The organism is Marinobacter sp. X15-166B, assembly GCF_001752365.1.
Taxonomy (GTDB): domain Bacteria; phylum Pseudomonadota; class Gammaproteobacteria; order Pseudomonadales; family Oleiphilaceae; genus Marinobacter.
On record NZ_MEIY01000001.1, the window covers coordinates 39,006 to 63,447 of the forward strand.

Here is a 24,442-nt window from a genome sequence, read left to right on the forward strand (position 1 = left end):
GAACGGACCGCCTTGAAGAACATGGAAGCCACCCTACTCAAGTCGCTGACAGCCAGCGCTGAGGGGTCATAGCATCCACAGCGCCGGACAATTCTCACTTATAGCCAGACACAAAGCGCTCCCGGAAGCTGGCCGGTAATCGTTCATGATTGGTCAGTAGCATGAAGTCCGCCTCAGCGTGTCGCCCCTGTGACTTCAAGTAAGCGCGATGTCGGGCCTTGGCCTTACGGTCTAGCTCGTCTCTGCGTCGCTGCCTGCTGGGCCTGAGGGCGTCTGAGAGCTTCTTTGAGATAACCATAGCTTCACCCTGTGTCACAGATTCAGAATGGCTTTGAGCGCGTCTACGCCCTTCGTGTTGCGCTTGGCATCATCCGCCAGCAAGTCGTCAAGTATCTGAGCGCTCTTGCGAGTCTGAGTGCGGCTGTCTGGGTCGTACTTAACCTCATAACAGGTATTGACCATACCTAGAGGGCGCTTGACTCTCTCTGCTATCTCAAGCTCATACTCAACGGCTCGCACAATGTCAGGAAGGAAGCGGGAGCGCTTCGGCGCTTGCATGGTGACAGGTTGTGCGGCTTCTCGCTGCTTGAGGGTTGACCGAATGCGAATGCAGGCTGCTACAAGGTCGTGCTACTTATCGACCATAAAGGCAACCTGTCCAGCCTTGACGTAGAGCGGGTCAGCGTCTCCTAGATGTCGCATGGAGCTTCCGACAACTTGAACGCTGTAGTGGTCATGCAGGTCATCAAGTATGGCTTGCAGGTTGTCACCTTGAGCTGGGTAGCCTACCGCCTCTAACGTCTCTTTGATCTGTTCAATATTCATACAGCCTCCTTTAGTCCTGGCCTGTCTGGTGGCCAATCATTGAGGCGGGGCGTATCCCGCTGTCTACCGCCTGTTGTACGGTCATCTCTATGCCGCCAATAGTAACCAGTGCGTCAGGGCGAATAGCGCCACCAACGACGGCACCACCGCCAGCTAGGCGCTGTACGCAGACATCCCCATTGATGCTGTCCCAATAGTCCTTGCTGGCGAATGTGTCATGGCTGGTGAGGTCTTGCTTTACTTGGTGTAGATACTCGCCCTTGTCGTCGTCTCTCAGGGCCTCCCATGCGTCCCACTGCGCCTGCTCCTCTGGTGTCAGGGCGTAGGGGTTGGCTAGCTCTGCCGTTGGCTGTGGAGCCTCTGAGGCGGCGTAGGGGCTACCGTTGATTCCTAGTGTCATGCTTTATGTTCCTTTACGTGATTGATTAATGGTTTACAGATACCAGCTCTCACGGCTTGCTCAAGGATGTGACGCAAGGCCACTGGGCGCGATACGCGGCGTACCTTGAGGGCGGCTGCCAGCTCGTTCTGTGTGGATTCAATGATTGACCAGTGGTAGGCGCTGAGCCTGACTTGGTTGGTCGTGGCGGTTCTGTCGTGGCGTAGGTAGGCCCGACAATCTGGGGTGTACATTGGGCGGGCTCCGTAAAGCTGTGTTGAAAGTTGAAAACAAATAGGAGTAAACCCAGCGGCCACACAGGAGCACAGGGACGTGCTGGCGGGGGTGAGGTCTTACGCTGGGTTTACTGGTGGTCAGACATGGCTAAGGGCCTGACCTATATCTAACTGGGCGCACTGCTCCAGTCAGATGGACATGTACTGGCTATCCTAAGGTGTGGGGAATAGGTGGGCCTCAGCGGGGCTCGACATTTGGCTCATGGAGTCTTTTGTCGAGCCTTCGCAATGACGTGCTCAGGGGTCTTCTCGCTGTCTTGAGTCATTTGCGTACTGTTCCGTTTTGACTCAACCTCCGCAATGATGGCTTCGAGCTTCGCTACGGTCTTGCCCGTTTTGAATACTGTATTCGTTTCGGGCAGCAGCTATAACGTCAGTATCAGAATTGGCACTGTTCCGTTTTTGATACCTCATTCTCTCTACTGAGAATATACTCAAAGTTGAGCATGTAACTCATTGTTCCAATTGCAATTGACCACTGATATAGTCGCCTGACCATAACCAATAGGAGTAGCTATTATGATTGACCAAACACAGTTGATACATGATGTCCTGAGTCTTCGGGATGACTTCGAGTTACAGGGCGTAGACGATGCGCTAGCCTATCGCTGGCTGTTGGTGACTGAGAGTCAGGAGGTGACCGGACCTGTAGCTAGGTGTGCTGGGTCGCTTTGGGTCGGCGTGGAGGGCTGAGTTCAGTTTCACGCCTAGGCGTCATTTTGAACAGGTGCTAGTTTCGGCACTGTTCCGTTTTTGGGCAGGCGCTCAGTTGCGGCACTGTTCCGTGTCTGAACGCTGAGAGGCTGAGGGTAGCTGTGAGCTATGACCACTGAGAGGAGGTGTCAGCCTTAGGTATCCATAGCTTTACTGTTATAGATATATCAATAGTATGCTTAGAGGGGCCTAGTGTCAGACCTTAGGTAGGCACTAAGTATCCTCTGTATCCTATGTATCCCCGGAAGACTTCTTATGCTAAGGAGTGGGGTATCAAATGATCAGCTGTTATTGGTCAATTATTAACCGCTCAGCCTAAGCTCATGTAGCGCCCGCCATCAGCCTTATGGTCAACCTCAAGTAAGGGGCGCTATGCTGGTACTGCGTTAGCTGTGAGAGGCGCTGTGAGTCGGCACAGGGCCGGCAACGCCTATGGGCTATGGGTATCCTAGGGTGAGCTGAGGAGGGTGCTGTGATGGCTCTGGGGCGCTCTGTGTGGCGTGGTGTGGCGTGGTGTGGCGTGGTGTAGGCGTGGTGAAAACATCAGGTACGATAGAAACACACGCCTATATAACCATAAGCTATCATCCTGCGTTATTCCTAAGGTGTGGGCTATAAGCCCCTCAGGCCGCCTCTAGCGCCGTGTACAGCGTCTGCCTGCTTACCCCATATTCACTAGCCAAAGCCTTCTTAGTGTCGCCTCTGGCCACCCTAGCGCGTATCTCGGCTACCTGTGCCGGTGTTAGCTTCTTCCTTGCGCCGATCTGCTTACCCTTCGCCTTCGCGGCTGCTATGCCTTCCCTCTGTCTCTCCCTGATCATTGACCTCTCAAACTCTGCAAAGGCTCCCATCATCTGTAGCTGAAGCGTCTGGAATGGGTTGACCTCACCTGTGAAGGTTAGCTTCTCTTTGTGGAACTCAAGGGTCACACCGCGCCCTGTGAGGTCGTCTACCAGCCTCAGAAGGTCGGTCATGTTGCGGGCCAGCCGGTCAATGCTGTGAACGTGCAGCGTGTCACCTTTGCGGACATGCCGTAGACACTCGGTCAGCGCGGGTCTGTTGGTGTCCTTGCCGCTGGCCTTGTCGGTGAACGTGGCATCGAAGGTCAGGCCGTGAAGCTGGCGGTCTGTGTTCTGGTCTACTGAGGATACGCGGATATAGGCAACGTGCTGGCCTGACATTGTGTGGCTTCCTGTGTCTGGGTGTCGTGTCAAGGTACTCTAGGCTTACCTAGACTGCCTGTCAATAAATTAACAATCGACTTATATGGACACGGTAGAATGCGGGCTGGCGGGTAGGTGTCTAGCGTGCCTAAAAGGTTTACTCATCTGGACAGACCATCGACGGCCAGGCCGCCCGATCTGCGTATGTCAGAGTTAAGAAAGGACCCCGATCAACAATGACCGGGGCTACGGGGGGAAAGCTCTCAACAGTAACTTTCTAAAAGTCAGACAAATTTCTAGTCAGTTTTTGAAGTTGCTTGGGCTTCACATTCCAATCGGCTTGAGAATTTCTTCGCCGTCCTCCCCAACGAAGATTTCATAGTCGCCGGTACTGTCTTGTTTCCCTGTGGGCTTCAGCCTGTAGAGGCCACCGTTCCTCCCAAGGTAGGGAGCGGAAGGATCAAAGCCATCCGGGGCGAACCCAACAGAGATGAGGGGTAGCGAAACCTGGTCAAGGTAGTGCCTCTGCCGAAGCTCTTGAAGTGAGCCATTCCTGTTCGAAACTGGCCAAATACGGGTTGCACTACTCTGCTTATCAGTGCTGGTTACAAGGATTCCTGCGTCGATCACCCCACGCTGGAATAGAACAAAAAGCTTATTCAAAGCACGGAATGAACTCGCCACATTTCCCGTTTCAAACTCAACTCCAAGAGTGAACTGCTTTTCCCCTGGCACGGCTTCAAACAAATCCTTTACATCTTCTGGCAGGCACTCAATGTCGTATAGGCCACGCTCTGTGTACATGCCATAAAACATTGGAAACAGGGTGTAGATCGAGCCGTCTGGCCGCCCATTCTCCTCAATGTATCTGTGCAACACTTCGAGAAGGCGATCCTTGTCTTTGATTCGATACCCGACTGTTTTCACTGTCCTGGTTATCAGCCCGTCAATGTCTTGTCCCTCAATCTTTGTCTCCCCCTGGCAGCCTTGGAACTGCGCCAGGTTATGCTGGAATTTTTTCGAAAGGAAAGGAGCTGAGTTCATGACACACGTAGTTATCCTGCCCGTGCGCTGTTTTCGGAAGCAGAGTGTGTCATTAACGATGAATTGGCCACCGACCGTAGTAATGCCTTGCAGACTCTTTGTCACGATGTCTACAGCAGCGTCCTTAACGTCTGTGGGCAGGAAGTACCCGTCGTGTTCAACTTTAACCCTCATAGCAAAGATACCCCCTCGGAATCGAGACGCTTCTTCACCTCTGAGATCAGTTGACCAACGTCCGTGCCAAGCACTTCACAGATCTTCATGAGCCGAACAATAGAGATTCGCTTGGTGCCACTCTCGATACGGCTCAGATGTGCCCTTGAGATTCCCACTGGTTCAGCGACGTCAGCCTGTGCGAGACCGGCTTGGTTTCTTCGCTGCCGTAGGAGGGTTCCTATCAATGCGTATACACGCTCTGTCTTAACCATGTTCACACTTATTCCTTAATTGCTTCGTGTGAACACAAGCTATCAATCATGGTTAGACCATGTGTGCCCCTAAGACACTTCCTGCATAACCTTCATTAGAGATTTCGATTTGTGTTAAAGTCTCGATAGCTCAATTACCACCTATCGAGAGACTCATGGGATATTCAGATCAGTTTTTCCGAAGCCTGGACGTGGACCCAAGCTCTAACTCTGAGATTGGACAACTATCGAAAAAAACAGGGATTCCGGTTCCGCGACTGCGGTATTACAACGAGGGCAATATCGTCCCCACTGGGTCCGACATGAGCAAGATTGAGGCAACGGTCGGCATTTATGAGCTGGACCTTGCGGTTCGCATGGGAAGACTTGACCACGCCACTACAGAGCTTCTCCAAGAGCACGCAAGTGAGATACTAGAACTCATCGGACATCACAGGAGACACACTCATACGCCGTTTCCTGAGGACCTACTGCCCGTCTTCGAAACCGACCACGGTCAGCTCTATCAGGAAGACTGCCTGAGCGCGTTAAAGACTGTTGATAGTGACTCAGTTGACCTAGTTTTTGCCGACCCCCCTTTCAATCTCGACAAGCTCTACCCGTCGAAAATGAACGACAACCTCAAGATTGAGGAATACTTGAAATGGACAGAAGCATGGCTCCGGGAGTGTATCCGAACCTTGAAGCCAGGCGGAGCATTGTTCACATGGAATCTCCCCGTCTGGAACAGCCAAGTTTCAAACTTTCTGCATAGCAGACTGACATTCAAGCACTGGATCGCGGCAGATATTAAGTACAGCCTGCCAATCAAGGGAAGGCTGTACCCGTCTCACTACTCATTGCTCTATTTCGTCAAAGGCCAAAAGCCAAGTAAGCTGGAAGCAGACCGGCTGCCCACGCCGACATGCCCAAATTGCTTTGGCGACCTGAAGGACTATGGCGGCTACAAGCACAAGATGAATCCAGAAGGGATCAGCTTAACTGACATTTGGACAGATATACCGCCCGTACGACATGCAAAGTACAAGAAGCGCAAAGGCGCGAACGAGCTATCTGTAAAGCTACTGGACAGGATTATAGAGATGGCCAGTGAGCCTGGAGATTTGGTCCTTGATCCATTTGGGGGCTCGGGTACAACTTACGTCGTCGCAGAGCTAAAAGGTCGACGCTGGTGGGGCTGCGAGCTAGGACCATGCGATATTATTGTTGATCGTTTCGAGAGAATTTCCGAGGACAGGTCTCACCTTGAGAAAATAAGGGCAGACATAAACCATCTATTCCCTCCCAGCGTGAAGCGAGAGAGAGAGCGCAGAGGCCATTGGACCCCTGAGTCAGTCGCCCATAAGAATAAACCGACGAATGATTCTGCGGAGTCATTAGCGCTGTTTGAAGATGGGGAATCATGATACCGGCTAGTTGATTGCTTAAGTTCTACCCGGTGGTTGGGCAGGCACTCGCAGCCACATCTACAGCCGCAGCTCCCTGCCCGACTTTAACCGACGGACAACGGTATCACACGCGGTATCACACAGTCGTCGGTTGACCGTCACAACTAAAAGCTATAACCTTTAATTTCAATTACATACAAGTGATACCGAAGGTGCCCCAATCCTGCCGGGGGTACCAACCTCAAGCCGAAAACAGCTACTCAGCACCCACACAGAGGCACTCCAGCTAATCGCTATGCCCCAAACCTGTGCTCAGGGGAGGTTCGCCCGGAGCAGCGCAAAAAAAGGGCCCAATCAAGACCCTTATTTGTTACCCGGTGTGCATTTTTTTACCACACATACCTGTATCCAACAGTAACCGACGAGAGTTCCTCGGTATCCTGGTACTCCAGACTCAGGCGATGGTGGTCGTTGATCCAACCGTGAGCACCCAGGGCGACGACGGCATCGGAGTCGCTCTCATTCGAATCTGTGACACCCGCGCTGACCTCAAACGCACGGGGCACGATCCACGCCCGGACGCCAACTCCATAGGTCGCAAACGAATCATCTTCGGTAACGCAGACTCCATCAATGCAGTTTTCAAGCTCTCCTCGGGCAAAGCCAAGCGCCGGAACCAGATCCACACGATCGCCCAGCGGGATTGGAACCGCCACGCCAAACGACACCGCGGTTTGAGAGATTTCTGTACGGGGACCATCGTTGGCAATCCCACTTACTCCGGCCACGAGCACCAGGTTATCGAGAACCTGCACGCCCCCGCTGATCGATAAAGCACCGAACTCTTCGTACTTTTCACCTGCAAAAATGAGCGGGTCGTCGAGCTTGGCTTTACCGATCTCAAATCCGAGGGTGCTGTAGGAAAAGTTACTGGCACCGATCCCATTTGACTGAGCAAGCGCGAGATTTGGAGCTACCGAAGCCGCCAAAATAGCGGTTAACACGATTGATTTACGCATGGGCAGTGGAAGTCCTTTTGGTGTGTCATTGATTCGCACACACCATAAGGCGGCAAAACATTTTGTCAAATGACATCAAAAACAAAGCGTTCAACGACTGGCCGGCGCGAGAAGATGCTCCGCACCCCTACAGCGAACGCAATGGCAGTGCAGCGCCAATGGCAACAAACACACCGCCGCAGACCCGGTTGAAAGCCCGTCCGACGTTTTTCAGCCAGCGCCGGAACTGGTTGGCGGAACTGGCCAGAATGTACTCAACCACGCATTCGGTCGCCACAAACGTGGCGGCCATCACCACAAACTGAATGGCCAGGCCGCGATTGGGGTCGAGGAACTGCGGCAGGAACGCGCTGAAAAACAGCAGGCCTTTGGGGTTTGTCAGCGAGGCCAGTAACCCTTGCCGCAAGAGCCACCAGCCGCTGACTGTGCACGCCTCAGTATCGACCGCAGTCATAACCGGGGGCGAGCGCCACACCTGGATCCCCAGCCATACGAGGTACAAACCGCCGACCCACTTGAGGATCGTGAGCCAGATCAGCGAAGACTTTATCAGCGCGCCAATGCCAAACATGCACAGCGCAATGACCAGGGTAAAACCGACCGCCCCACCCCAAATGGTGAATAGGGTCTTGCGACTCCCGTGCAGGGCGCCGTGGGTCAGCGCGAGAAGACCGTTAGGCCCCGGGGACAACGACAAGCCAACGCACGCGACAAAATAAACCAACCACAACTCGAATTGCATGAACTCTCCCTGGGCCCTGTATAAACAGGGCAATTGTCTGGTGTGTCCGCACCTGCCTGCATCAATCTGTGGCCCATTGTGAGACAACTCTCGGCACCTTATCAATCACCATCGACGTCAACTGAGCGCTAGTACGCTCCATACGTTAGCTTCAGCGTACTATCGAACAAACAATCCCCCCTTGTATACTCCCGCCTCCCCCACAGGCTGATCGCGAACCTTACTACTTTCCTTTCGTAAGCGGCCTCTGCCCACTTCCGTAACCAGCAGCAAGATACACTCGGTAACGACAACTCCATAATTGCTAACCGGAAAGCGCTTGTTTTTTAATCAAGATAAGGTTGCAGTCCTTGCTAATCAACAAGATAACAACAAATTCAAGGGTCTGACTTACATGCATAACAAGAGAGCAAGCCTGCTGGCCGGGTTCATCCTTTTGTTGGCCAGCTTTCCGCTTTTGGCCGACACCATCAAGCTTGGATTTAACTACCCACAAACCGGTCGTTATAAGGATCTGGGCTTACAGCAAAGACTCGCCGCATTTCTGGCGATTGAGGAAATTAACAACGGGGGCGGAATCCTCGGCAAAAAAGTTGAACTGGTGATCCGGGACACTGCCGGGTCCCCTGAACAAGGTGCAAAAAATACCGAAGAGCTTATCAAAAAAGAAAAAGTTCACATGCTGTTTGGCGGTGCCTCCAGCGCAGTAACGATTGTTTCAGGCAAGGTCGCGCGGGATCTGGGGCGTATCTATTTTGGCTCAACCACCTCCGCAAATGCCACCACCGGCAGCGAGGGCCACGACCATATGTTTCGTGAATACCCCAACGCCTGGATGACCGCCCACACCTTGGGCAACTACCTGTCGACTACGTTCGGCGATTCAAAGTATTTTTATGTAACCGCCGATTATACCTGGGGCTGGTCCTCAGAGGCCTCTTTGCGCCAGTTTACCGACACCACCGACGATCAGGCCCACCCCCACGCCCTGACCCCCTTTCCAAGGGCCTTGATGTCGGATTTCAGAGCGGCGCTTACCGCTGCTGAAGAAAGCGGCGCGGATGTTTTGATGCTGGTGCTCTACGGTGACGATGTGGTCAGAGCGCTTCGGGTTGCCTACGAAATGGGGCTCAAGGATAAAATGCAGATTGTGTTACCCAACATCACTGTGGGTATCGCCCATAAGGTGGGCGCTACTATCCTGGAAGGTGTTATTTCCACCACCCCCTGGGAGTGGATGATCCCGTACCAACTGGATTTTCCCCGGGGCCAAGAGTTTGTGGAGACCTTTACGGACAAGTACCAGGTCAGACCCACCTCCACGGCCGCGACGGTTTACAGCATCGTGTATCAGTATAAGGACGCCGTTGAACGGGCGGGAACCACCAACACCCGGGCTCTTATCAAGGCTCTGGAAGGCCATGAATTCACCTTATTGAAAGACCGACAGCAGTGGCGCGATTTTGACCACCAAAACTTGCAGACCATGTACGTCGTCCGCGCCAAGCCAAGGGAGGAGGTTGTAAAGGCCCCCCTGCGCAGTGACTTCTTTGAAGTCATCGGCTCAATGAAAGGACACAAATCGGCGCAAACCCTTGTCCAGTGGCAAGCCGAGCGCGCGGCTGCCGATAAGCCGCCCCACTTGTAACCCTGTCCGCCTCCCAGCCCCAGACGCCGCATCTGCTAACAGTCTGGCCTGGTGGGGCGGGCGGCACCTGCTCACCTGTTAGCGGATATTTTCCACAACCAGCGCGATGCCCTGGCCGCCGCCAATGCACATGGTAATCAGGCCGTAACGGCCGCCGGTGCGTTCAAGCTCCGCCAGGGTTTTGATGATGAGAATGGAGCCGGTCGCACCCACCGGGTGGCCCAGCGCAACTGCGCCGCCGTTGGGGTTCACCTTGTCGGCGGGCAGACCAAGCTCCTTGCTGACCGCCAGTGCCTGCGCCGCAAACGCCTCATTGGACTCAATCACATCCAGATCCGACACGCTGAGGCCGGTCTGCTCCAGCACCCGACGTACCGCCGGAATCGGCCCCAGACCCATGACCTTGGGGTCCACCCCGGCGAAGGCATAACCAATCAAGCGCGCCCGCGCTTTCAGGCCACGTTTGTCGGCTTCCGCCGCGCTGGTCAGTACCATGGCGGCCGCACCGTCGTTGATGCCAGAGGCATTACCCGGCGTTACTATGCCATCTTTGGTAAAGGCCGGTTTCAGCTTGGCCAGACTGTCGACCGTGGTGCCCGCGCGGACATGCTCGTCTTGCTCGAATACGAACTCCTTGCGCCCCTGCTGTACGGTTACCGGCACAATCTGTTCTTTAAAGTAACCACGCTCGATGGCGTGACTGGCCCGGCGGTGGCTTTCCGCCGCAAACGCATCCAGTTCCTCACGACTGAGGCCGTACTGTTCGGCAATGCGCTCCGCGGTCATGCCCATGTGACCACTGCCCAGCGGGTCACTGAGGGTTCCCAGAGTCATATCCACCGCTTTACCGTCACCCAGCCGCAAGCCCTGGCGGACGTTGGGCAGCACATAGGCGCCCTGACTCATGCTCTCGGCCCCGCCGGCCAGCGCAATCTGGCTGTCACCCAGCACAATCAGTTGTGCTGCGCTGATCACCGACTGGACCGCGGATCCGCACAGACGGTTTACGTTGAATGCCGCCGACCCTTTTTGCAGACCGGCATTGAGGCCGATGTGACGCGCCAGGTAAGCATCGGCCGGGCCCGTGGGTATGATGTGGCCAAATACTGAATGATCGATGTCCTCGGCGGGCACCCCTGAGCGCGCGATGGCCTCTTTGGCAGCGCAGGTGCCCAGCTCGGCGGGACTCAGGGAACTCAGGCTGCCTCCGAAGCCCCCAATGGCGGTGCGGGCGCCGTCAAGAATTACTACATCGCTCAGTTTCATCGTGTGCTTCCTCGCGTTTCAAATCAGTAAAAGTTCCAACTAAGGTTAATTTATTTGCCCAGCATGGAACGGGCAATCACTTCTTTCATGATTTCAGAGGTCCCGGCGTAAATCGTCTGTACCCGGGCGTCCACAAAAAATCGCGACACGGGGTATTCCAGGGTATACCCGTAGCCCCCGAACAACTGCAGACAGTCGTTGGCGATGTCGCACTGCATTTCGGTGAGCATCAGCTTCAGAATGGCGGCGTCGGTGGGCCCCATTGCGCCCTGCAGATACTGGTCGATGCATTGCCGGAGGTAGGCTTTGGCCATCTCCAGCCGGGCCCGGGCCTCGGCCAGCTTGAAGCGGGTGTTCTGAAAATCCGCCACCCGCTGCCCGAATGCCTGGCGCTGTTGCACATATTCCAGGGTGAGTGCCAGTACGCCTTCGGTGGCCCCCACCGCTTGCGCACCAACCCCCAGGCGTTCCCGGGGCAGTTCCTGCATCAGGTAGGCAAACCCGCGCCCTTCTTGACCCAGCAGCGCCTCGTGAGGCACCTCAAGTTCCGTGAAGAACAGTTCTGCGGTATCGCTGGCGTGCTGGCCGATCTTGCGGATGCCCTGGCCCCGGGAAAAGCCGGGCAGGTGCGTATCCACCAGAAACAGTGACACCCCTTTGGCGCCGGCCGCGGGGTCGGTTTTGGCGCACACGATCACCAATTCCGCCTGCAATCCGTTGGTGATAAACACCTTGGTGCCATTCAGCACATAACCGGTGTCGGTGCGTTCCGCGGTGGTGCGCATGGCCGCCAGATCACTGCCGGCGCCCGGCTCGGTCATGGCAATTGCACCCAAAATTTCGCCGCTGATCATAGCAGGCAGATACCGCTGTTTCTGGGCGTCAGTTCCAAAATGCAGCAGGTAGGGCATGACAATATTGGCGTGAATGTTGTACCCGGAGGCAAAGCCACCAAAGCCCTTGCGGGCAATTTCGCCGATCGCCAGTTGCGAGACCTGAAAGCTCGCCGCGGCGCCCCGTACTCCTCGGGCATATCGATCCCGAGCATGCCAGCTTCCCCCAGAGTGCGCCACACCGACCGCGGAATGGTGCCTTGCTGTTCCCACTGGTCGTAAAAGGGTGCAATTTCCCGGTCAAGCACCCGGTTGATCATCGCGCAAAACAACCCGGTATCTTCTTGTTGTGCAGACATACCTAACCTCGTCGTTCATCTGAATAATCAGGCAATCAACCATTTAACGGGTTATCCTGTGCGGCGGGAATGGCCGTACACGCCGAAATAATTGACTCTTTACCCACCTGAACCCACGCAGACATGCCAGATTCGCATTCCAGGCCCCACATAGCAAACCACTACCTGCGCAATATCAAAATCTCATTACGGCGGGAGTATGCGATCAAGCTGAAGCGTACCGAAAACCTGAGTGTGACCGACGTCAGCGAGCGCGTTGGCTTCTCGGAACCCGCCTCTTGTTGTCGGGCCTTCAAGCGCTGGACTGGCACTCCCCCTCACAATGGCCAGGATGATCGGCGGGCACAGAGTCCGCGCTGTCCGATTGAGTCAATTATTCCGACCTGAGCGATCATTCCCGCAGCAACCGGTCCTCTGCGTATATGCCTGCAGCTGCATAAGAACAAAATCTGAAGGGGGTTTAAGCATGCACCACTCCAAACACACCGCCTCCAACCCTGTATGGCGGTTATCGGGGTGCCCGATGACAACTGGATTGAGGCCATCTGCGCCGTGGTGGTGGTCAAAGACGGCTATCCGGAAAATGCAGACGCGCTGATGGACCACGCCCGCACCAAGCTGGCGGGGTTCAAGGTACCAAAGCACATCCACTTTGCTGAGCAATTGCCTAAAAACACCGCCGGCAAACTGCTCAAACGCAAACTCCGGGAAGACTTTTCGTAAAACGAGTCAGCACCCCGGTTCTGCCCCGCCAACTTGCGGATGAGCCGGTCGCTCGTGCAGCCCCTGATCAAACACGCTTCCATTGGGGGTGCAACGCTACGCGGGCATCGCGCAGCAGATCAAAAACCCGGCAGCGGGGGGCCACGGCCGCTTGCACCGCCTGCAGCCGCTCGGCCGACTCACTGGTTTTGATGCTTACGGTGAACGTCAGTCCATCCGGCAATGCAGCACAACAACGCAGTCTGAGTGATTGCTCAAAAACAACTTGAGCAATCACTCAACTTCAGTTACGGTAAGTCCCGATGAACCAAATCAGGGCAATGTTACGCCCGCTCTTGAGCGATCACTCAAGATCACCCTCGACTTGTAAGGAGTCACCCCATGACCACGTTTACCCTGCACGATCAACACAGCGCCCCCAGTGAAAGCCAGCCTCTGCTGGAACAATCCCTCAAGGCTTTCGGCATGATCCCCAGCCTGCACGCGGTCATGGCGGAAGCCCCCGGATTGCTCGAAGCCTATCAGCGCCTGCACCAACTGTTTCTGGACAGCAGTTTTGATGACGAGGAAATTACCGTGGTGTGGCAGACCATCAATGTCGAACACGCTTGCCATTACTGCGTGCCCGCTCATACTGGCATTGCCAAGAGCATGAACGTAGATGACGCGATCACCGAGGCGCTGCGTAACGAAACGCCACTGCCCACCGCACGACTGGAAGCTCTGCGTGACTTTACCCTCGCCGTCATCCGTGGCCGGGGCAATGTCGATGACCGCGCGGTAGCGGCCTTTCTGGAAGCCGGTTTCAGCAAACGGCAAATCCTTGAGATCGTTCTTGGGTTGGCACAAAAGACCATGAGCAACTACACCAACCACCTCGCCAACACGCCAATCGACCCGCCGTTCCAGAAATTTGCGTGGCACAAGGCGGATTAACGGCACCGTCATCCGAGGTGGTCTGCGATGACTACCCGGATGTGCCATTGCTTTATCAAACACTGTCAAAGAGGACCACTTACATGTCTGCCAGCAATTACCAGCCACCCCGCGTGTGGACCTGGGACGCCGACAACGGCGGGGAATGGGCCAGCATCAACCGCCCGATCGCCGGCCCCACCCATGAGGCAACGCTGCCTCGGGGCAAGCACCCGCTGCAGATTTACTCCCTGGGCACCCCTAATGGCCAGAAGGTCACCATCATGACCGAAGAGCTGCTGGCGGCGGGAGAATCGGGCGCGGAATACGACGCCCACCTGATCCGCATCGGCGAAGGCGAGCAGTTTTCGTCGGGGTTTGTCGAACTCAACCCCAATTCGAAGATCCCGGTTTTGCTGGATACCGACACCGGCAGCCGGGTATTTGAAAGCGGTGCGATCCTGCTCTATCTGGCGGAAAAGTTCGGGCACTTTCTCCCCAAGGATACGGCGGCCCGCACCGAAGCGTTGAACTGGCTGTTCTGGTTGCAGGGTTCCGCCCCTTATCTGGGCGGCGGGTTCGGACATTTCTACGCGTATGCGCCGGAAAAATTTGAATACCCGATCAACCGCTTCACCATGGAAGTGAAGCGCCAACTGGACGTGCTGGACCGGCAGCTGGCCGGCCACCGGTATCTGGGCGGCGACGCATACACCATCGCCGACATCGCCACCTGGCCCTGGTACGGCAATCTGGTTTTAGGCGAAGCCTACGATGCGGGTGAATTTCTGCAGGTTGAAAGCTATAAGAACGTGCGCCGTTGGGCTAAAGAAATTCTGGCGCGACCCGCGGTGCAGCGTGGCCGCATCGTCAACCGCACTCGGGGCGAGCTTTCCGAGCAGCTGCACGAACGCCATGATGCTTCGGATTTTGAATTGAAAACCCAGGATAAACTGGCGCCTGAAACCGCCGACTGACCGGGCAAGCCAGCAACAGCCTGCTCTCCCCCTCTAAGGGGGCGAGAGCAGGTAAATGTGCGCGCAAGTCAGTGTCTGTGCGCAACACCCTCGGTACGCAGTGCTTCCAGGGACACGGCCATATCTTCTGCCAGCGCGCGAACAGCCGCACTGTCGACGTCACGCTGGGCAAAGGCCCGCAGCCCCATGATCTCCGCCTGTAACCGCCGGCCCAGCCGAACGGGGTCAAGCCGGCTATCCAGCTCTCCGAGGCGCTGTGCCGCAGCGAAGCGATCCGTAAAGCGTGCCTCCATGGCCGCCAGCAGTTCTTCCGCTTTGCGCCGGGCGGCCTGTTCCCGCTCGCCCAACTCCAGCAGGCTTTTAACCAGCATGCAGGCGCAGCTGGGCAACTCCTGCTCCCGCAATGCCCCGAACTTGCGCACATAAGCCGCCAACCCGGTCAGCGGTGAGTCGTAAGCCTGTAAAACACGCTCCAGTTCGGCCAGCCCCAAACGGGCGTAGCGCTCCAGAGACTCCTGAAATAGTCCATCCTTGTTGCCAAAAGTGGCATAGATGCTCCCCGGGCGCATGTCGAGCGCCTTTTCCAGATCCTTCAGCGAGGTGGCATGAAAGCCCTTTTGCCAGAACAGCTGCAGCGCTCGGTCAAGGGAGTCTTGCCGGTTGTGATTGCTCGTGCGAGCCATGGTCAATTCCAGTTACGTTGAGGCCGTGATGCAACACAGCGGCCGATGTTGAGTAGTCACTCAACTTTATCTTGAACGATTGCTCAAGTACAGCTACAGTCAGCCAAGATCACTATGAGGGTTCTCCCATGTCCCAGGAAACATTTCCGTCTGTTATTGTGTTTGACGTTAACGAAACGCTGCTCGATATCACCACTCTGGAACCTTTGTTTGCTCGCGTTTTTGGTGATCACGGCGTGTTACGGGAATGGTTCGCCCAGCTGGTCCTCTATTCGCAAACAATGACTCTATCGGGCCTCTATACACCCTTTGGTGAATTGGGCGTGGGATCACTGCAAATGGTTGCCACCATACATCAGGTGCCCCTGGCGGATAGCGACCTTGCAGAACTGAAGGAGCGGATGGGGTCCATGCCGGCCCACCCCGATGTCCTGCCGGCGCTCACCCGGCTGCGCGACGCCGGGTTCCGCTTGGTGACACTGACCAACTCGCCCAGCGGCGCTTCGCCTACCCCACTGGAAAAAGCGGGGGTGAGCCATTTTTTCGAGCGCAGCTTCAGTGTCGAGACAGCCGGCAAGTTCAAACCGGCGCCGGAAACCTATCGTCTGGTCGCCCGGGAGTTGTCCGTGGATACCTCAGACCTGTGCCTCGTCGCCTGTCACCTCTGGGACACCATCGGTGCCCAGGCCGCTGGTTGCCGTGGGGCGTTTCTCACCCGGCCCCACAACGCCGTTCTGCCAGCGCCTGGCGTACCGCTGCCGGATCTGGTCGCATCAGACCTGACCACCCTGGCCGAGCAGATTATCCGGCAACGCCAAACCTGCTGATCACATGGGTTCACCTGACCGGTCCGCATCCCGGCGCTCACGGGCAGTGCCCATGCTGCCAACGCGGCTGGGTGCCGACTGACTGGAGCGTCAAGGGCAAACTGATGCGCCTGAGTAGCGTGCATTGTTGCGCTGCAATCCGTACCACTGCACGCAGGCTGCGGCCAACTCGTGCGTCGCATCTACACAATATTCGCTGTACCCGGAACCAATCTCAGCCAGGGCAAATGGGATCTCGGTACACCCGAGGATGATCCGCTCACTACCCGCTTGCAACATCACGTGGACGCAATGCTCCAGTTGACGAGCGCCGGCCGTGACTTTGCCGGCTTTTACCATATAGATCGCTGCCATCACTCGCTGCTGCAACTCAGGGTCCGGTACGTTGAGGTGAATACCCCAAGCACCAAGCTCACGGGGGTAGAAGCCGGACTTCAGAGTGCCACTGGTTGCCAGCAACCCCGCCGAAGTCACCCCTTGCCGAACGAGCGTTTGCGAACAGCAACGAGCTATGTGTAACACCGGCACCGGACTCACCTCCGCCAGCGCCTCGTGCCAGTGGTGTGCGGTGTTACAGGGCATGGCGATACACCCCACGCCAGCGTTAACCAAGGTGCGCACCCCCCTCAGCAAGGCACCTAATGGCGATGGCTGGTTGTCGATCAGGGAAGCTGACCTGTCAGGTATCTGGGGAACCGAGTGCACCAGTAGCGGCAAGTGATCCTGATCCCTGGCGGCCGGGGTCTGGTGGATTATTTTGGTGACAAAATCGACGGTGGCCAAAGGCCCCATCCCACCGAGTATACCGATCACTGGACTCATTAAGGATTCTCCCTACCTGGTAGAGGGACCTTAATCCTGGTCATCGGCAAGCGCCAATGCCGTTTCATCACCGCCTATGCGCTTGCCGCATAGGTGAAAAAATTCCAACTTATAATCAACTAGATGAGTTTGATAACCACAAATGCTTTGGGCTAGGCTAAGCTAGCGCAAGTGCCGGGTCATCGACAGAGCAATTCGAGCATGGCGATTTCAACCAATAACAAAAACCGGGCCAACCTGGGAGTCGCGGGGCATGAATATAGAAACCAAGTGGCTGGACGATTTTTTGTCGCTTACCCAAACCCAAAGTTTCTCCCGATCGGCCACCGAGCGTCACGTAACCCAACCGGCTTTCAGTCGGCGGATCAGAGCACTGGAGACTGCAGTGGGCTGCGAACTGGTCGACCGCACCAGCGTACCCGTGCAACTGACCGCTGAAGGCCGCCTGTTCCAGATCACCGCCCGAAATCTGGTAGCCCAACTGGACGACAGCATCGCCCATCTGCGCTCCCTGAAGCGACGCGGGAAGAGTGTTATCGACTTTGCTGTCTCCCACACCCTGTCCATGTCCCTGTTCCCTGCTTTCCTGCACTCACTGCAAGGGGAACTGGGCGGGGTACGTACCCGGCAACTGGTGGCCAACGTCGACGACAGCGTACAGGCCCTGAAAAACGGCATCTGTGACTTCTTACTGGCTTTCGAGGACCACACCCTTACCCCGGATCATTTTCGTAAACTGGATCTGCAAACCGAAGAGTTGATTCCCGTGTGCCAGGCCGACGACGCGGGCCAACCGCTGTTCAATCTGGATGATGACCGGCAGGCAGTATTGCCGTACCTCAGCTACCCCAGAGAGATCTATCTGGGCCGCTGTGTGGAGCGGCTGCTGTGCCACCTTCCCCGCTCGATTGAGCTGCGGCAGGCCTCTGAGTCTCCGCTGGCAGATAGTCTGAAAGTATTGGCGATGCAGGGTATGGGGGTCGCGTGGGTACCCTCGTTTGCCATTCGTGAGGAGTTGAGGCAAGGGTTCCTCGTACCCTGTGGCGGATCCCAATGGCGATCACCACTGCAGATTTGTCTTTATCGCTGCAACCGTCCGCTGCCTGAAGACGCCGAAGCGCTGTGGCAGTTTCTCCACGCCCGCTACAGTGCCTCCACGCCGCTGCCCGCGTCCGATGGGTTCGAATCATGAGGTGCCGGGGCCACCGGCAACTGTGGCTGCTTATCTGCGCCGGCACCTTCTGCCTGCTGGCCACGACGGTATCCGGGGTCCGCGCCTCCAGTCACGACGGCGTGATTTTCATTGGCGGCGATCACAACTACCCGCCCTATGAATTTCTCAATGAAGACGGCGAGCCCGACGGCTACAACACCGAACTGACCCGGGGCATTGCCGAACTGATGGGCATGAAAATAGAGATCCGTCTGGGTCGTTGGGACGACTTGCGCAAACAGTTGGAGAAGGGCGAACTGGATACCCTGCAAGGCATGGTATTCTCGGAAGAGCGGGCGCAAAAATTCACCTTCTCGCCACCCCACGCCATTATCCATCAGTCCATCTTTGCCCGCGAAGGCGAACCCTCGGTATCCCACCTGTCCAAGCTCAGAAACCGTGAAGTGATTGTGCAGCGTGGCGGCATCATGCACGACTACCTGCTTGAGAACGATGTCCGGGCGCATTTGATACTGGTGGATACGCACGCCGATGCCCTGCGACTGCTGGCGTCGGGAAAACACGATTACGCCCTGGTCGCCAATCTTCCCGGCCTGTATCTGGAACGCGAACTGGAACTGTCCAACATCGTCCCTGTGGGCAAGCCCTTCGGCGCACAACATTACGGTTACGCAGTGATCAAGGGCAATGAGGAGCTGCTGGCGCAGTTCAGTGAAGGCCTGGCCATCCTCAAAAACACCGGTCGCCAACAGGCTATTTACGATCGCTGGCTCGGCCCCCTGGAAAGCCCGGGCTGGCCGTGGAAAAAAATTGGCAAGAGCGCCGCCCTGGTCTCGGTGCTGTTGCTGCTGATACTGAGCGCCATAGTTACCTGGAACCGAATCCTGACCCGCCAGGTCAGCCGTCGCACCGAAGAGCTGAAACTGCAACAACACCAATTGATTCAAGCCGACAAGATGGCTTCACTGGGGATTGTGGTCTCCGGGGTCGCCCACGAGATCAATAACCCCAGCAGTTTGTTGTTGCTCAATCTCCCGGTCTTGAAAGAGGCCTATTTGGATGTCGAGGAGATATTGGCCAACCACTACCAGGCCCATGGCGATTTTCCGATGGGCGGGCTGGACTACAGCCGTATGCGCACGGAGATTCCGCACATGCTGGACGACATGTTGGCCGGTGCGCAACGCATTCGCCGGATCGTCGATGACCTGCGAAGTTTCTCCCGCCAAGGTTCCGCCGACTTGACCGAAACCATCGACCTGAACCAGGTCGTTGCGACCGCAATACGGATGGTGCACAACACGATTCGCCAGTCCACCGATCATTTTGAGGTCAGTTATGGTGCATCCCTGCCCGGTTTCAAGGGCAATGCCCAGCGGATTGAGCAGGTGGTGATCAATCTGATTGTCAACGCCTGCCAAGCTTTGGACTCCAGCGATCGTGGCATTACTGTAAAGACCCGCTATCGATCCGCCAGTGGCGAACTGCGTCTCGAAGTTCACGATCAGGGCTGCGGTATCGATCCGGCGAACCTGCCGCGACTGATCGACCCTTTTTTCACCACCAAGCGCGAGCAGGGTGGCACCGGTCTGGGTCTGTCGGTATCGGACAGCATTATTCAGGAGCACGGTGGCTCTCTGGCCTACAACTCGGTACTTGGCCTGGGCACCTGCGCCACCCTCACTTTAGCCGCAGTCACTGGAATGTAATCGCTATGAGCAACAATCGCTATCCCAGCTTTGGCGTCTTATTGGTAGACGATGAAGCTTCGTTTCTGCGCAGCCTCAGTATCGTGCTGGAACGCCGCGGGGGTATCAATCACATCTATCGCTGCCAGGACAGTCGCGAGGCAATGGGCATTATCGCACGGGAGCCGATCGGACTGGTATTGCTGGACCTGACCATGCCGCACCTGAGCGGTGAGGAATTGCTGCAACAGATCACCGAAAACTACCCAGAGATTGGCGTGATCATCATCAGTGGCTTGAATCAGCTGGAAACAGCGGTTCACTGCATTCGCCTTGGTGCCTACGACTACTACATCAAAACCACTGAAGAGGAGCGCCTCATCGAAGGGGTCAGGCGGGCGATCCGATTGCAGGAAATCCGCCTGGAAAATCAGGAAATGCGCTGGCGTTTCCTCACTGACACCCTGGAAAGACCCGAGGTGTTCGCCAGCATCATCACCCAGAACAAAGGGATGCGCTCGGTGTTTTTGTATCTGGAATCGGTAGCCGCGAGCAGCCAGCCGGTGTTAATCAGTGGAGAAAGCGGGGTCGGCAAGGAGCAAATAGCCCACGCAATCCATGCCTTGAGTAATCGGGCCGGGCCACTGGTCAGCGTGAACGTCGCAGGGCTGGATGACAACGTTTTCGCCGACACCCTGTTCGGTCACCATCGCGGTGCCTTTACCGGCGCCGATCAGGTCCGTGCCGGAATGATCGAACAAGCCGCCGGTGGCACCCTGTTTCTGGACGAGATCGGGGACCTGAGCCTGGCGTCCCAGGTCAAGCTGCTGCGCCTTCTGCAGGAAGGCGAATACTACCCGCTGGGCAGCGACCGGCCCAAGCGAATCAAGGCCCGTGTCGTGGTCGCGACCCATCAGGATCTGGGAAAAAAGCAACAGACTGGTGAATTCCGCAAAGACCTTTATTACCGGTTACGGGTCCACCAGGTAGAGATCCCGCCGTTGCGTCGGCGCAAGGATGACATCCCCCTGCTGCTGGAACACTTCCTGGCCGAAGCCGCCCATGACCTCGGCAAATGCAAACCCACCATTCCCAAACAACTCCCGGTCTTACTGGCCAACTATGATTTCCCCGGCAATGTGCGCGAGCTGCGGGCGCTGGCTTACGACGCCATGAGTCAGCATCGGTCGCGAATGCTGTCAATGGAGGTGTTCCGCCGGGCTCTGGACCAGCAGGCCGTTCTTGATAAGCCGGACACCCACGCCGCCAAGGAATGCCTGTTCAGCCCGGATCAACCGCTTCCTACGCTGCAGGAGGTGGGCGAACTCCTGGTCGAGGCGGCCATGGAGCGCGCCCAGGGAAATCAATCCCTGGCCTCCCGGCTGCTCGGCATTTCGCAACCGGCACTGAGTAAACGGCTGAAGAAAAAAGACAGCCCCGAACCCCTATAACCACAACCCGTCTCATAACCAAGGTCATGCGCATAAAGCAGTTTATTATTAATGAGTTACGCGCATGATCGAAATAATCTATTCCTCTGGTTATACCCCTTTATATCAGCCGAACAACTCATCCTAATAAAAACATGCCTTAAAACATAGCATTACGATAAAACAAAACCTTGGCATCCTCATTGCAGTATTCCTCACTACAAATAATAAAAACTGAGGAAATCGTCATGGGTGACACCGCACCGATTGGCCGCCAGCACGAAAACCGACGTGAGCAGGATTTGCTGGGCGAAGCCTGGCTACCGAACGATGCGTATTATGGCGTTCAAACCCAGCGGGCACGGGATAACTTTGACCTCAGTGGCATTCCCTTGCACCACTTCCCCCAGTTGGTGCAGGCCATTGCCTTGGTCAAACTGGCTTGCGCCAAAGCCAACCGAAGCCTCGGATTGTTGGATGACACCAAAACCGACGCCATCGAAGGCGCCGTCAACACCATCCTCCAGGGTCAACATCACGAGCAATTCATCGTCGACATGATTCAGGGTGGGGCCGGCACTTCCACCAACATGAATGCCAACGAGGTGATCGCCAATCTCGCTCTGGAGCAGCTCGGCCACGCCAAAGGCGAGTACGCCCACTTGCACCCAAACAACGACGTGAACATGTCGCAATCGACCAACGACGCCTACCCCACTGCGGTGCGCCTGGCCATCCTGCTGAAACACGGTGACCTGGTCAATGCACTGGCCTCCCTGCGGGATGCGTTTGCAGCAAAGGGAGCAGAGTTCGCCGACATCATCAAGATGGGACGCACCCAGTTACAAGACGCGGTACCCATGACTCTGGGGCAAGAATTCCAATCGTTTGCCACCACGCTCGGGGAAGACATCGAACGCATTGCCGACCTGTCCGAGTTACTCAAAGAGGTCAATCTTGGCGGCACGGCGATTGGCACCGGCATCAATACCGCCCCCGAATACCAGCAGCGAGCGGTGGGTTATCTGTCCAAGCTCAGCGGCATCCAGTTCCAATGTGCGTCCGATCTGGTGGAAGCCAGCTCCGACATGGGTGCCTTCGTGTTGTTCTCCAGCATGCTCAAGCGGTTGGCGATCAAGCTCTCCAAAATCTCCAACGACCTCAGATTGCTCAGCATGGGGCCACGTTGTGGTCTCGCCGAGATCAATCTGCCGGCGCAACAGCCGGGCAGCTCCATTATGCCGGGCAAGATCAACCCGGTGATCCCGGAAGCCATGAATCAGGTGGCCTACCAGGTCATCGGCAACGATCTGGCACTGACCCTGGGTGCCGAAGCCGGCCAGCTCCAGCTGAACGCCATGGAGCCACTGATTGCCTTCAACATTCTGGAATCCATGCGCATGCTGACTCAGGCAATGGATATGTTATCCACGCGCTGCGTTCGCGGCATCACCGCCAACGCAGCGCGATGCCAGGATTCGGTCAATCAAAGCATTGGCATCATCACCGCCGTCGTACCCTATATCGGTTACGAAAACGCCACCCGCATCGCCAAGGCCGCACTGGAGAGTGGCCGAGGGGTGCTGGAACTTATTCGTGAGGAGGATTTGATGAGCAAGGAAGCCCTGAACGAGGTCCTCAAACCTGACAATATGATTCGCCCCCAGCGTCGCAGGGATTGGCAGCCCGGTCGCCGCCCTAAACCCACCCGTTAAATAAAAACTGATGTCCAGCGCTCGGTTACGAGCCTCTTAACAACAACGATAATCAGGAAACCCCCATGCAACAGACAATGGTAAATCAAGATCAGACTGGCTTCTGGAGCGGACTCTCGCTTTGGAAAAAAATCCTTATCGGTATGGTTCTGGGCATTGCCGCCGGCGTCATCATGGGCCCCAATGCGGCCATACTCAAACCGCTTGGCACGCTCTTTATCAACGCCATAAAAATGCTGATTGTGCCACTGGTATTCTGCTCGCTGGTGGTCGGTGTGACCTCCATGCAGGACACCCGCAAAATGGGACGTATCGCCCTTAAATCGGTGGTCCTTTACCTGGCAACCACCGCGGTGGCGATCAGCATTGGCCTGGGTCTGGCCACCCTGTTTACCCCCGGCGAAGGGCTCAATATGGTTGCCGGTGATACCGCCGCTGCGGGTAAAGAGGCACCGACCCTGATCGCAACCCTTCTCAATATGATACCCACAAACCCGGTTGGCGCGCTTGCGGCTGGAAATATCCTGCAGATCATTGTCTTTGCTCTGAGTTTAGGCATTGCCTTGACCCTGTGCGGTGACAAAGCCAAACCTGTGATGGGTCTGTTCGAAAGCCTGGCCGAAGCCATGTACAAGCTGACCGAAATGGTCATGAAACTTGCCCCTTACGGCGTGTTTGGGCTGATGGCCTGGGTCGCCGGAACCTACGGTCTGGAGATCCTGCTGCCACTGGGCAAGGTGATCACCGTCGTCTATGTCGGTTGTCTGGTGCATGTGCTGGTGTTCTACACCGGTCTGATCAGCGTTCTGGGACGTCTGAATCCCGTTCGCTACTTGAAAGGCCTGGTTAACCCGGCGGCCGTCGCCTTTACCACGACCAGCAGTTCGGGCACTTTGCCTGCCTCCATGAAGGCAGCGCGTCAGGAAATGGGCGCCTCCGAAGGCGTTTCCAGCTTCGTGCTGCCGCTCGGCGCCACCATCAACATGGATGGCACTGCACTGTATCAGGGCGTTTGCGCTCTGTTTATCGCCCAGGCCTTCGGCATTGATCTGGTGTTCTCCGATTACATTTTGATCATCATGACCTCTACCCTGGCCTCCATTGGTACCGCCGGTGTGCCCGGCGCCGGCCTGATCATGCTCTCGCTGGTACTCACCTCCGTGGGTTTGCCGATCGAAGGTCTGGCGATCGTGGCGGGTATCGACCGCATCCTTGATATGGCTCGCACCACTGTCAACGTCTGCGGTGACCTGATGGTCACGACGCTGGTGGCCAAGAGTGAAAAGGAACTGGATGACTCGGTCTACAACCGCTCGGAGACCAAACCCGAATCTGATCTTGCCACCGCTTAACCTAACGGCAACCGAACCCAAAAGCCCCGCAC

At 56.3% G+C, this 24,442-nt stretch carries 23 protein-coding genes and 1 pseudogene; 12 read left to right on the plus strand and 12 right to left on the minus strand.

Annotated elements, in window-relative coordinates; genetic code table 11:
- Positions 1–312 precede the first annotated feature (312 nt).
- The 6 genes from BG841_RS16990 to BG841_RS17665 form a co-directional block, all read right to left on the minus strand.
- Positions 313–462 carry a hypothetical protein gene (locus BG841_RS16990; RefSeq protein WP_158007581.1) on the minus strand — a complete coding sequence of 50 codons (150 nt, stop codon included), beginning with the start codon at positions 460–462 and terminating at the stop codon, positions 313–315.
- Between the two features lie 168 nt (positions 463–630).
- Complete coding sequence (locus BG841_RS00180) at positions 631–825, minus strand: hypothetical protein (protein WP_070055816.1); 195 nt, start codon at positions 823–825, stop codon at positions 631–633.
- Positions 826–835: 10 nt separating this feature from the next.
- Positions 836–1,225 (minus strand): hypothetical protein, encoded by a 390-nt coding sequence (locus BG841_RS00185; protein ID WP_070055817.1) that lies wholly within the window; start codon positions 1,223–1,225, stop codon positions 836–838.
- Positions 1,226–2,837: 1,612 nt separating this feature from the next.
- Entirely contained in the window at positions 2,838–3,395 is a 558-nt protein-coding gene (locus BG841_RS00195) for a recombinase family protein (protein WP_070055819.1), read from the minus strand.
- Positions 3,396–3,701: 306 nt separating this feature from the next.
- Positions 3,702–4,595: a hypothetical protein gene (locus BG841_RS00200; RefSeq protein WP_070055820.1), complete on the minus strand. Its 894-nt coding sequence runs from the start codon at positions 4,593–4,595 to the stop codon at positions 3,702–3,704.
- Complete coding sequence (locus BG841_RS17665) at positions 4,592–4,849, minus strand: helix-turn-helix domain-containing protein (protein WP_070055821.1); 258 nt, start codon at positions 4,847–4,849, stop codon at positions 4,592–4,594. The genes BG841_RS00200 and BG841_RS17665 overlap by 4 nt, the downstream gene beginning before the upstream one ends.
- A gap of 302 nt (positions 4,850–5,151) precedes the next feature.
- Here BG841_RS17665 and BG841_RS00210 point away from each other — a divergent pair, with 302 nt between their 5' ends.
- Complete coding sequence (locus BG841_RS00210) at positions 5,152–6,255, plus strand: DNA-methyltransferase (protein WP_228141552.1); 1,104 nt, start codon at positions 5,152–5,154, stop codon at positions 6,253–6,255.
- A gap of 371 nt (positions 6,256–6,626) precedes the next feature.
- On the opposite strand, the gene BG841_RS00215 is transcribed toward BG841_RS00210, so the two are convergent.
- Together BG841_RS00215 and BG841_RS00220 are read right to left on the minus strand one after the other, a co-directional pair.
- The gene (locus BG841_RS00215; protein WP_070055823.1) at positions 6,627–7,256 is read right to left on the minus strand and encodes an outer membrane beta-barrel protein; all 630 of its coding nucleotides are present in this window, start codon (positions 7,254–7,256) and stop codon (positions 6,627–6,629) included.
- A 127-nt stretch (positions 7,257–7,383) separates the two neighbouring features.
- Positions 7,384–7,998: a LysE family translocator gene (locus tag BG841_RS00220; RefSeq protein WP_070055824.1), complete on the minus strand. Its 615-nt coding sequence runs from the start codon at positions 7,996–7,998 to the stop codon at positions 7,384–7,386.
- Positions 7,999–8,392: 394 nt separating this feature from the next.
- Between BG841_RS00220 and BG841_RS00225 the strand changes: the two genes are divergently transcribed.
- A complete protein-coding gene (locus BG841_RS00225; RefSeq protein ID WP_070058613.1) occupies positions 8,393–9,646 on the plus strand; it encodes an ABC transporter substrate-binding protein in 1,254 nt (417 codons plus the stop codon).
- A gap of 78 nt (positions 9,647–9,724) precedes the next feature.
- Here the strand turns inward: BG841_RS00225 and bktB are convergent, their stop codons facing one another.
- The gene (gene bktB / locus BG841_RS00230) at positions 9,725–10,912 is read right to left on the minus strand and encodes a beta-ketothiolase BktB (RefSeq protein ID WP_070055825.1); all 1,188 of its coding nucleotides are present in this window, start codon (positions 10,910–10,912) and stop codon (positions 9,725–9,727) included.
- Positions 10,913–10,962: 50 nt separating this feature from the next.
- A pseudogene (locus BG841_RS00235) lies at positions 10,963–12,104 on the minus strand (acyl-CoA dehydrogenase family protein).
- Positions 12,105–12,227: 123 nt separating this feature from the next.
- Between BG841_RS00235 and BG841_RS17670 the strand changes: the two are divergent.
- The 4 genes from BG841_RS17670 (at position 12,228) to yghU (ending at position 14,719) form a co-directional block, all read left to right on the plus strand.
- Complete coding sequence (locus BG841_RS17670) at positions 12,228–12,491, plus strand: helix-turn-helix domain-containing protein (RefSeq protein ID WP_074454261.1); 264 nt, start codon at positions 12,228–12,230, stop codon at positions 12,489–12,491.
- A 129-nt stretch (positions 12,492–12,620) separates the two neighbouring features.
- Entirely contained in the window at positions 12,621–12,827 is a 207-nt protein-coding gene (locus BG841_RS00240) for an AMP-binding enzyme (RefSeq protein ID WP_265733876.1), read from the plus strand.
- Between the two features lie 381 nt (positions 12,828–13,208).
- The gene (locus tag BG841_RS00250) at positions 13,209–13,763 is read left to right on the plus strand and encodes a carboxymuconolactone decarboxylase family protein (RefSeq protein WP_070055828.1); all 555 of its coding nucleotides are present in this window, start codon (positions 13,209–13,211) and stop codon (positions 13,761–13,763) included.
- A gap of 83 nt (positions 13,764–13,846) precedes the next feature.
- Positions 13,847–14,719, plus strand: coding sequence for a glutathione-dependent disulfide-bond oxidoreductase (yghU, locus tag BG841_RS00255; RefSeq protein ID WP_070055829.1), 873 nt, complete (start codon positions 13,847–13,849; stop codon positions 14,717–14,719).
- Positions 14,720–14,787: 68 nt separating this feature from the next.
- Here the strand turns inward: yghU and BG841_RS00260 are convergent, their stop codons facing one another.
- Positions 14,788–15,402: a TetR/AcrR family transcriptional regulator gene (locus BG841_RS00260; protein WP_070055830.1), complete on the minus strand. Its 615-nt coding sequence runs from the start codon at positions 15,400–15,402 to the stop codon at positions 14,788–14,790.
- Positions 15,403–15,530: 128 nt separating this feature from the next.
- Here BG841_RS00260 and BG841_RS00265 point away from each other — a divergent pair, with 128 nt between their 5' ends.
- On the plus strand, positions 15,531–16,229 hold the full coding sequence (locus BG841_RS00265; protein WP_070055831.1) for a haloacid dehalogenase type II: 699 nt from the start codon (positions 15,531–15,533) through the stop codon (positions 16,227–16,229).
- A 90-nt stretch (positions 16,230–16,319) separates the two neighbouring features.
- Here BG841_RS00265 and BG841_RS00270 read toward each other — a convergent pair whose 3' ends face one another.
- Positions 16,320–17,051: an aspartate/glutamate racemase family protein gene (locus BG841_RS00270; RefSeq protein WP_083260139.1), complete on the minus strand. Its 732-nt coding sequence runs from the start codon at positions 17,049–17,051 to the stop codon at positions 16,320–16,322.
- A 253-nt stretch (positions 17,052–17,304) separates the two neighbouring features.
- On the opposite strand from BG841_RS00270, the gene BG841_RS00275 reads away from it, so the two are divergent.
- From BG841_RS00275 to BG841_RS00295, 5 genes are all read left to right on the plus strand, one after another.
- Positions 17,305–18,243, plus strand: a complete 939-nt coding sequence (locus BG841_RS00275; protein WP_070055832.1) for a LysR substrate-binding domain-containing protein — start codon at positions 17,305–17,307, stop codon at positions 18,241–18,243.
- Positions 18,240–19,934 carry a transporter substrate-binding domain-containing protein gene (locus BG841_RS00280; protein ID WP_083260140.1) on the plus strand — a complete coding sequence of 565 codons (1,695 nt, stop codon included), beginning with the start codon at positions 18,240–18,242 and terminating at the stop codon, positions 19,932–19,934. Before BG841_RS00275 ends, BG841_RS00280 begins: the two co-directional genes overlap by 4 nt.
- 5 nt (positions 19,935–19,939) lie before the next feature.
- The gene (locus BG841_RS00285; RefSeq protein ID WP_070055833.1) at positions 19,940–21,364 is read left to right on the plus strand and encodes a sigma-54-dependent transcriptional regulator; all 1,425 of its coding nucleotides are present in this window, start codon (positions 19,940–19,942) and stop codon (positions 21,362–21,364) included.
- Positions 21,365–21,591: 227 nt separating this feature from the next.
- Positions 21,592–23,058, plus strand: a complete 1,467-nt coding sequence (locus tag BG841_RS00290; protein ID WP_070055834.1) for an aspartate ammonia-lyase — start codon at positions 21,592–21,594, stop codon at positions 23,056–23,058.
- Positions 23,059–23,123: 65 nt separating this feature from the next.
- Complete coding sequence (locus tag BG841_RS00295; RefSeq protein ID WP_070055835.1) at positions 23,124–24,410, plus strand: dicarboxylate/amino acid:cation symporter; 1,287 nt, start codon at positions 23,124–23,126, stop codon at positions 24,408–24,410.
- Positions 24,411–24,442 lie beyond the last annotated feature (32 nt).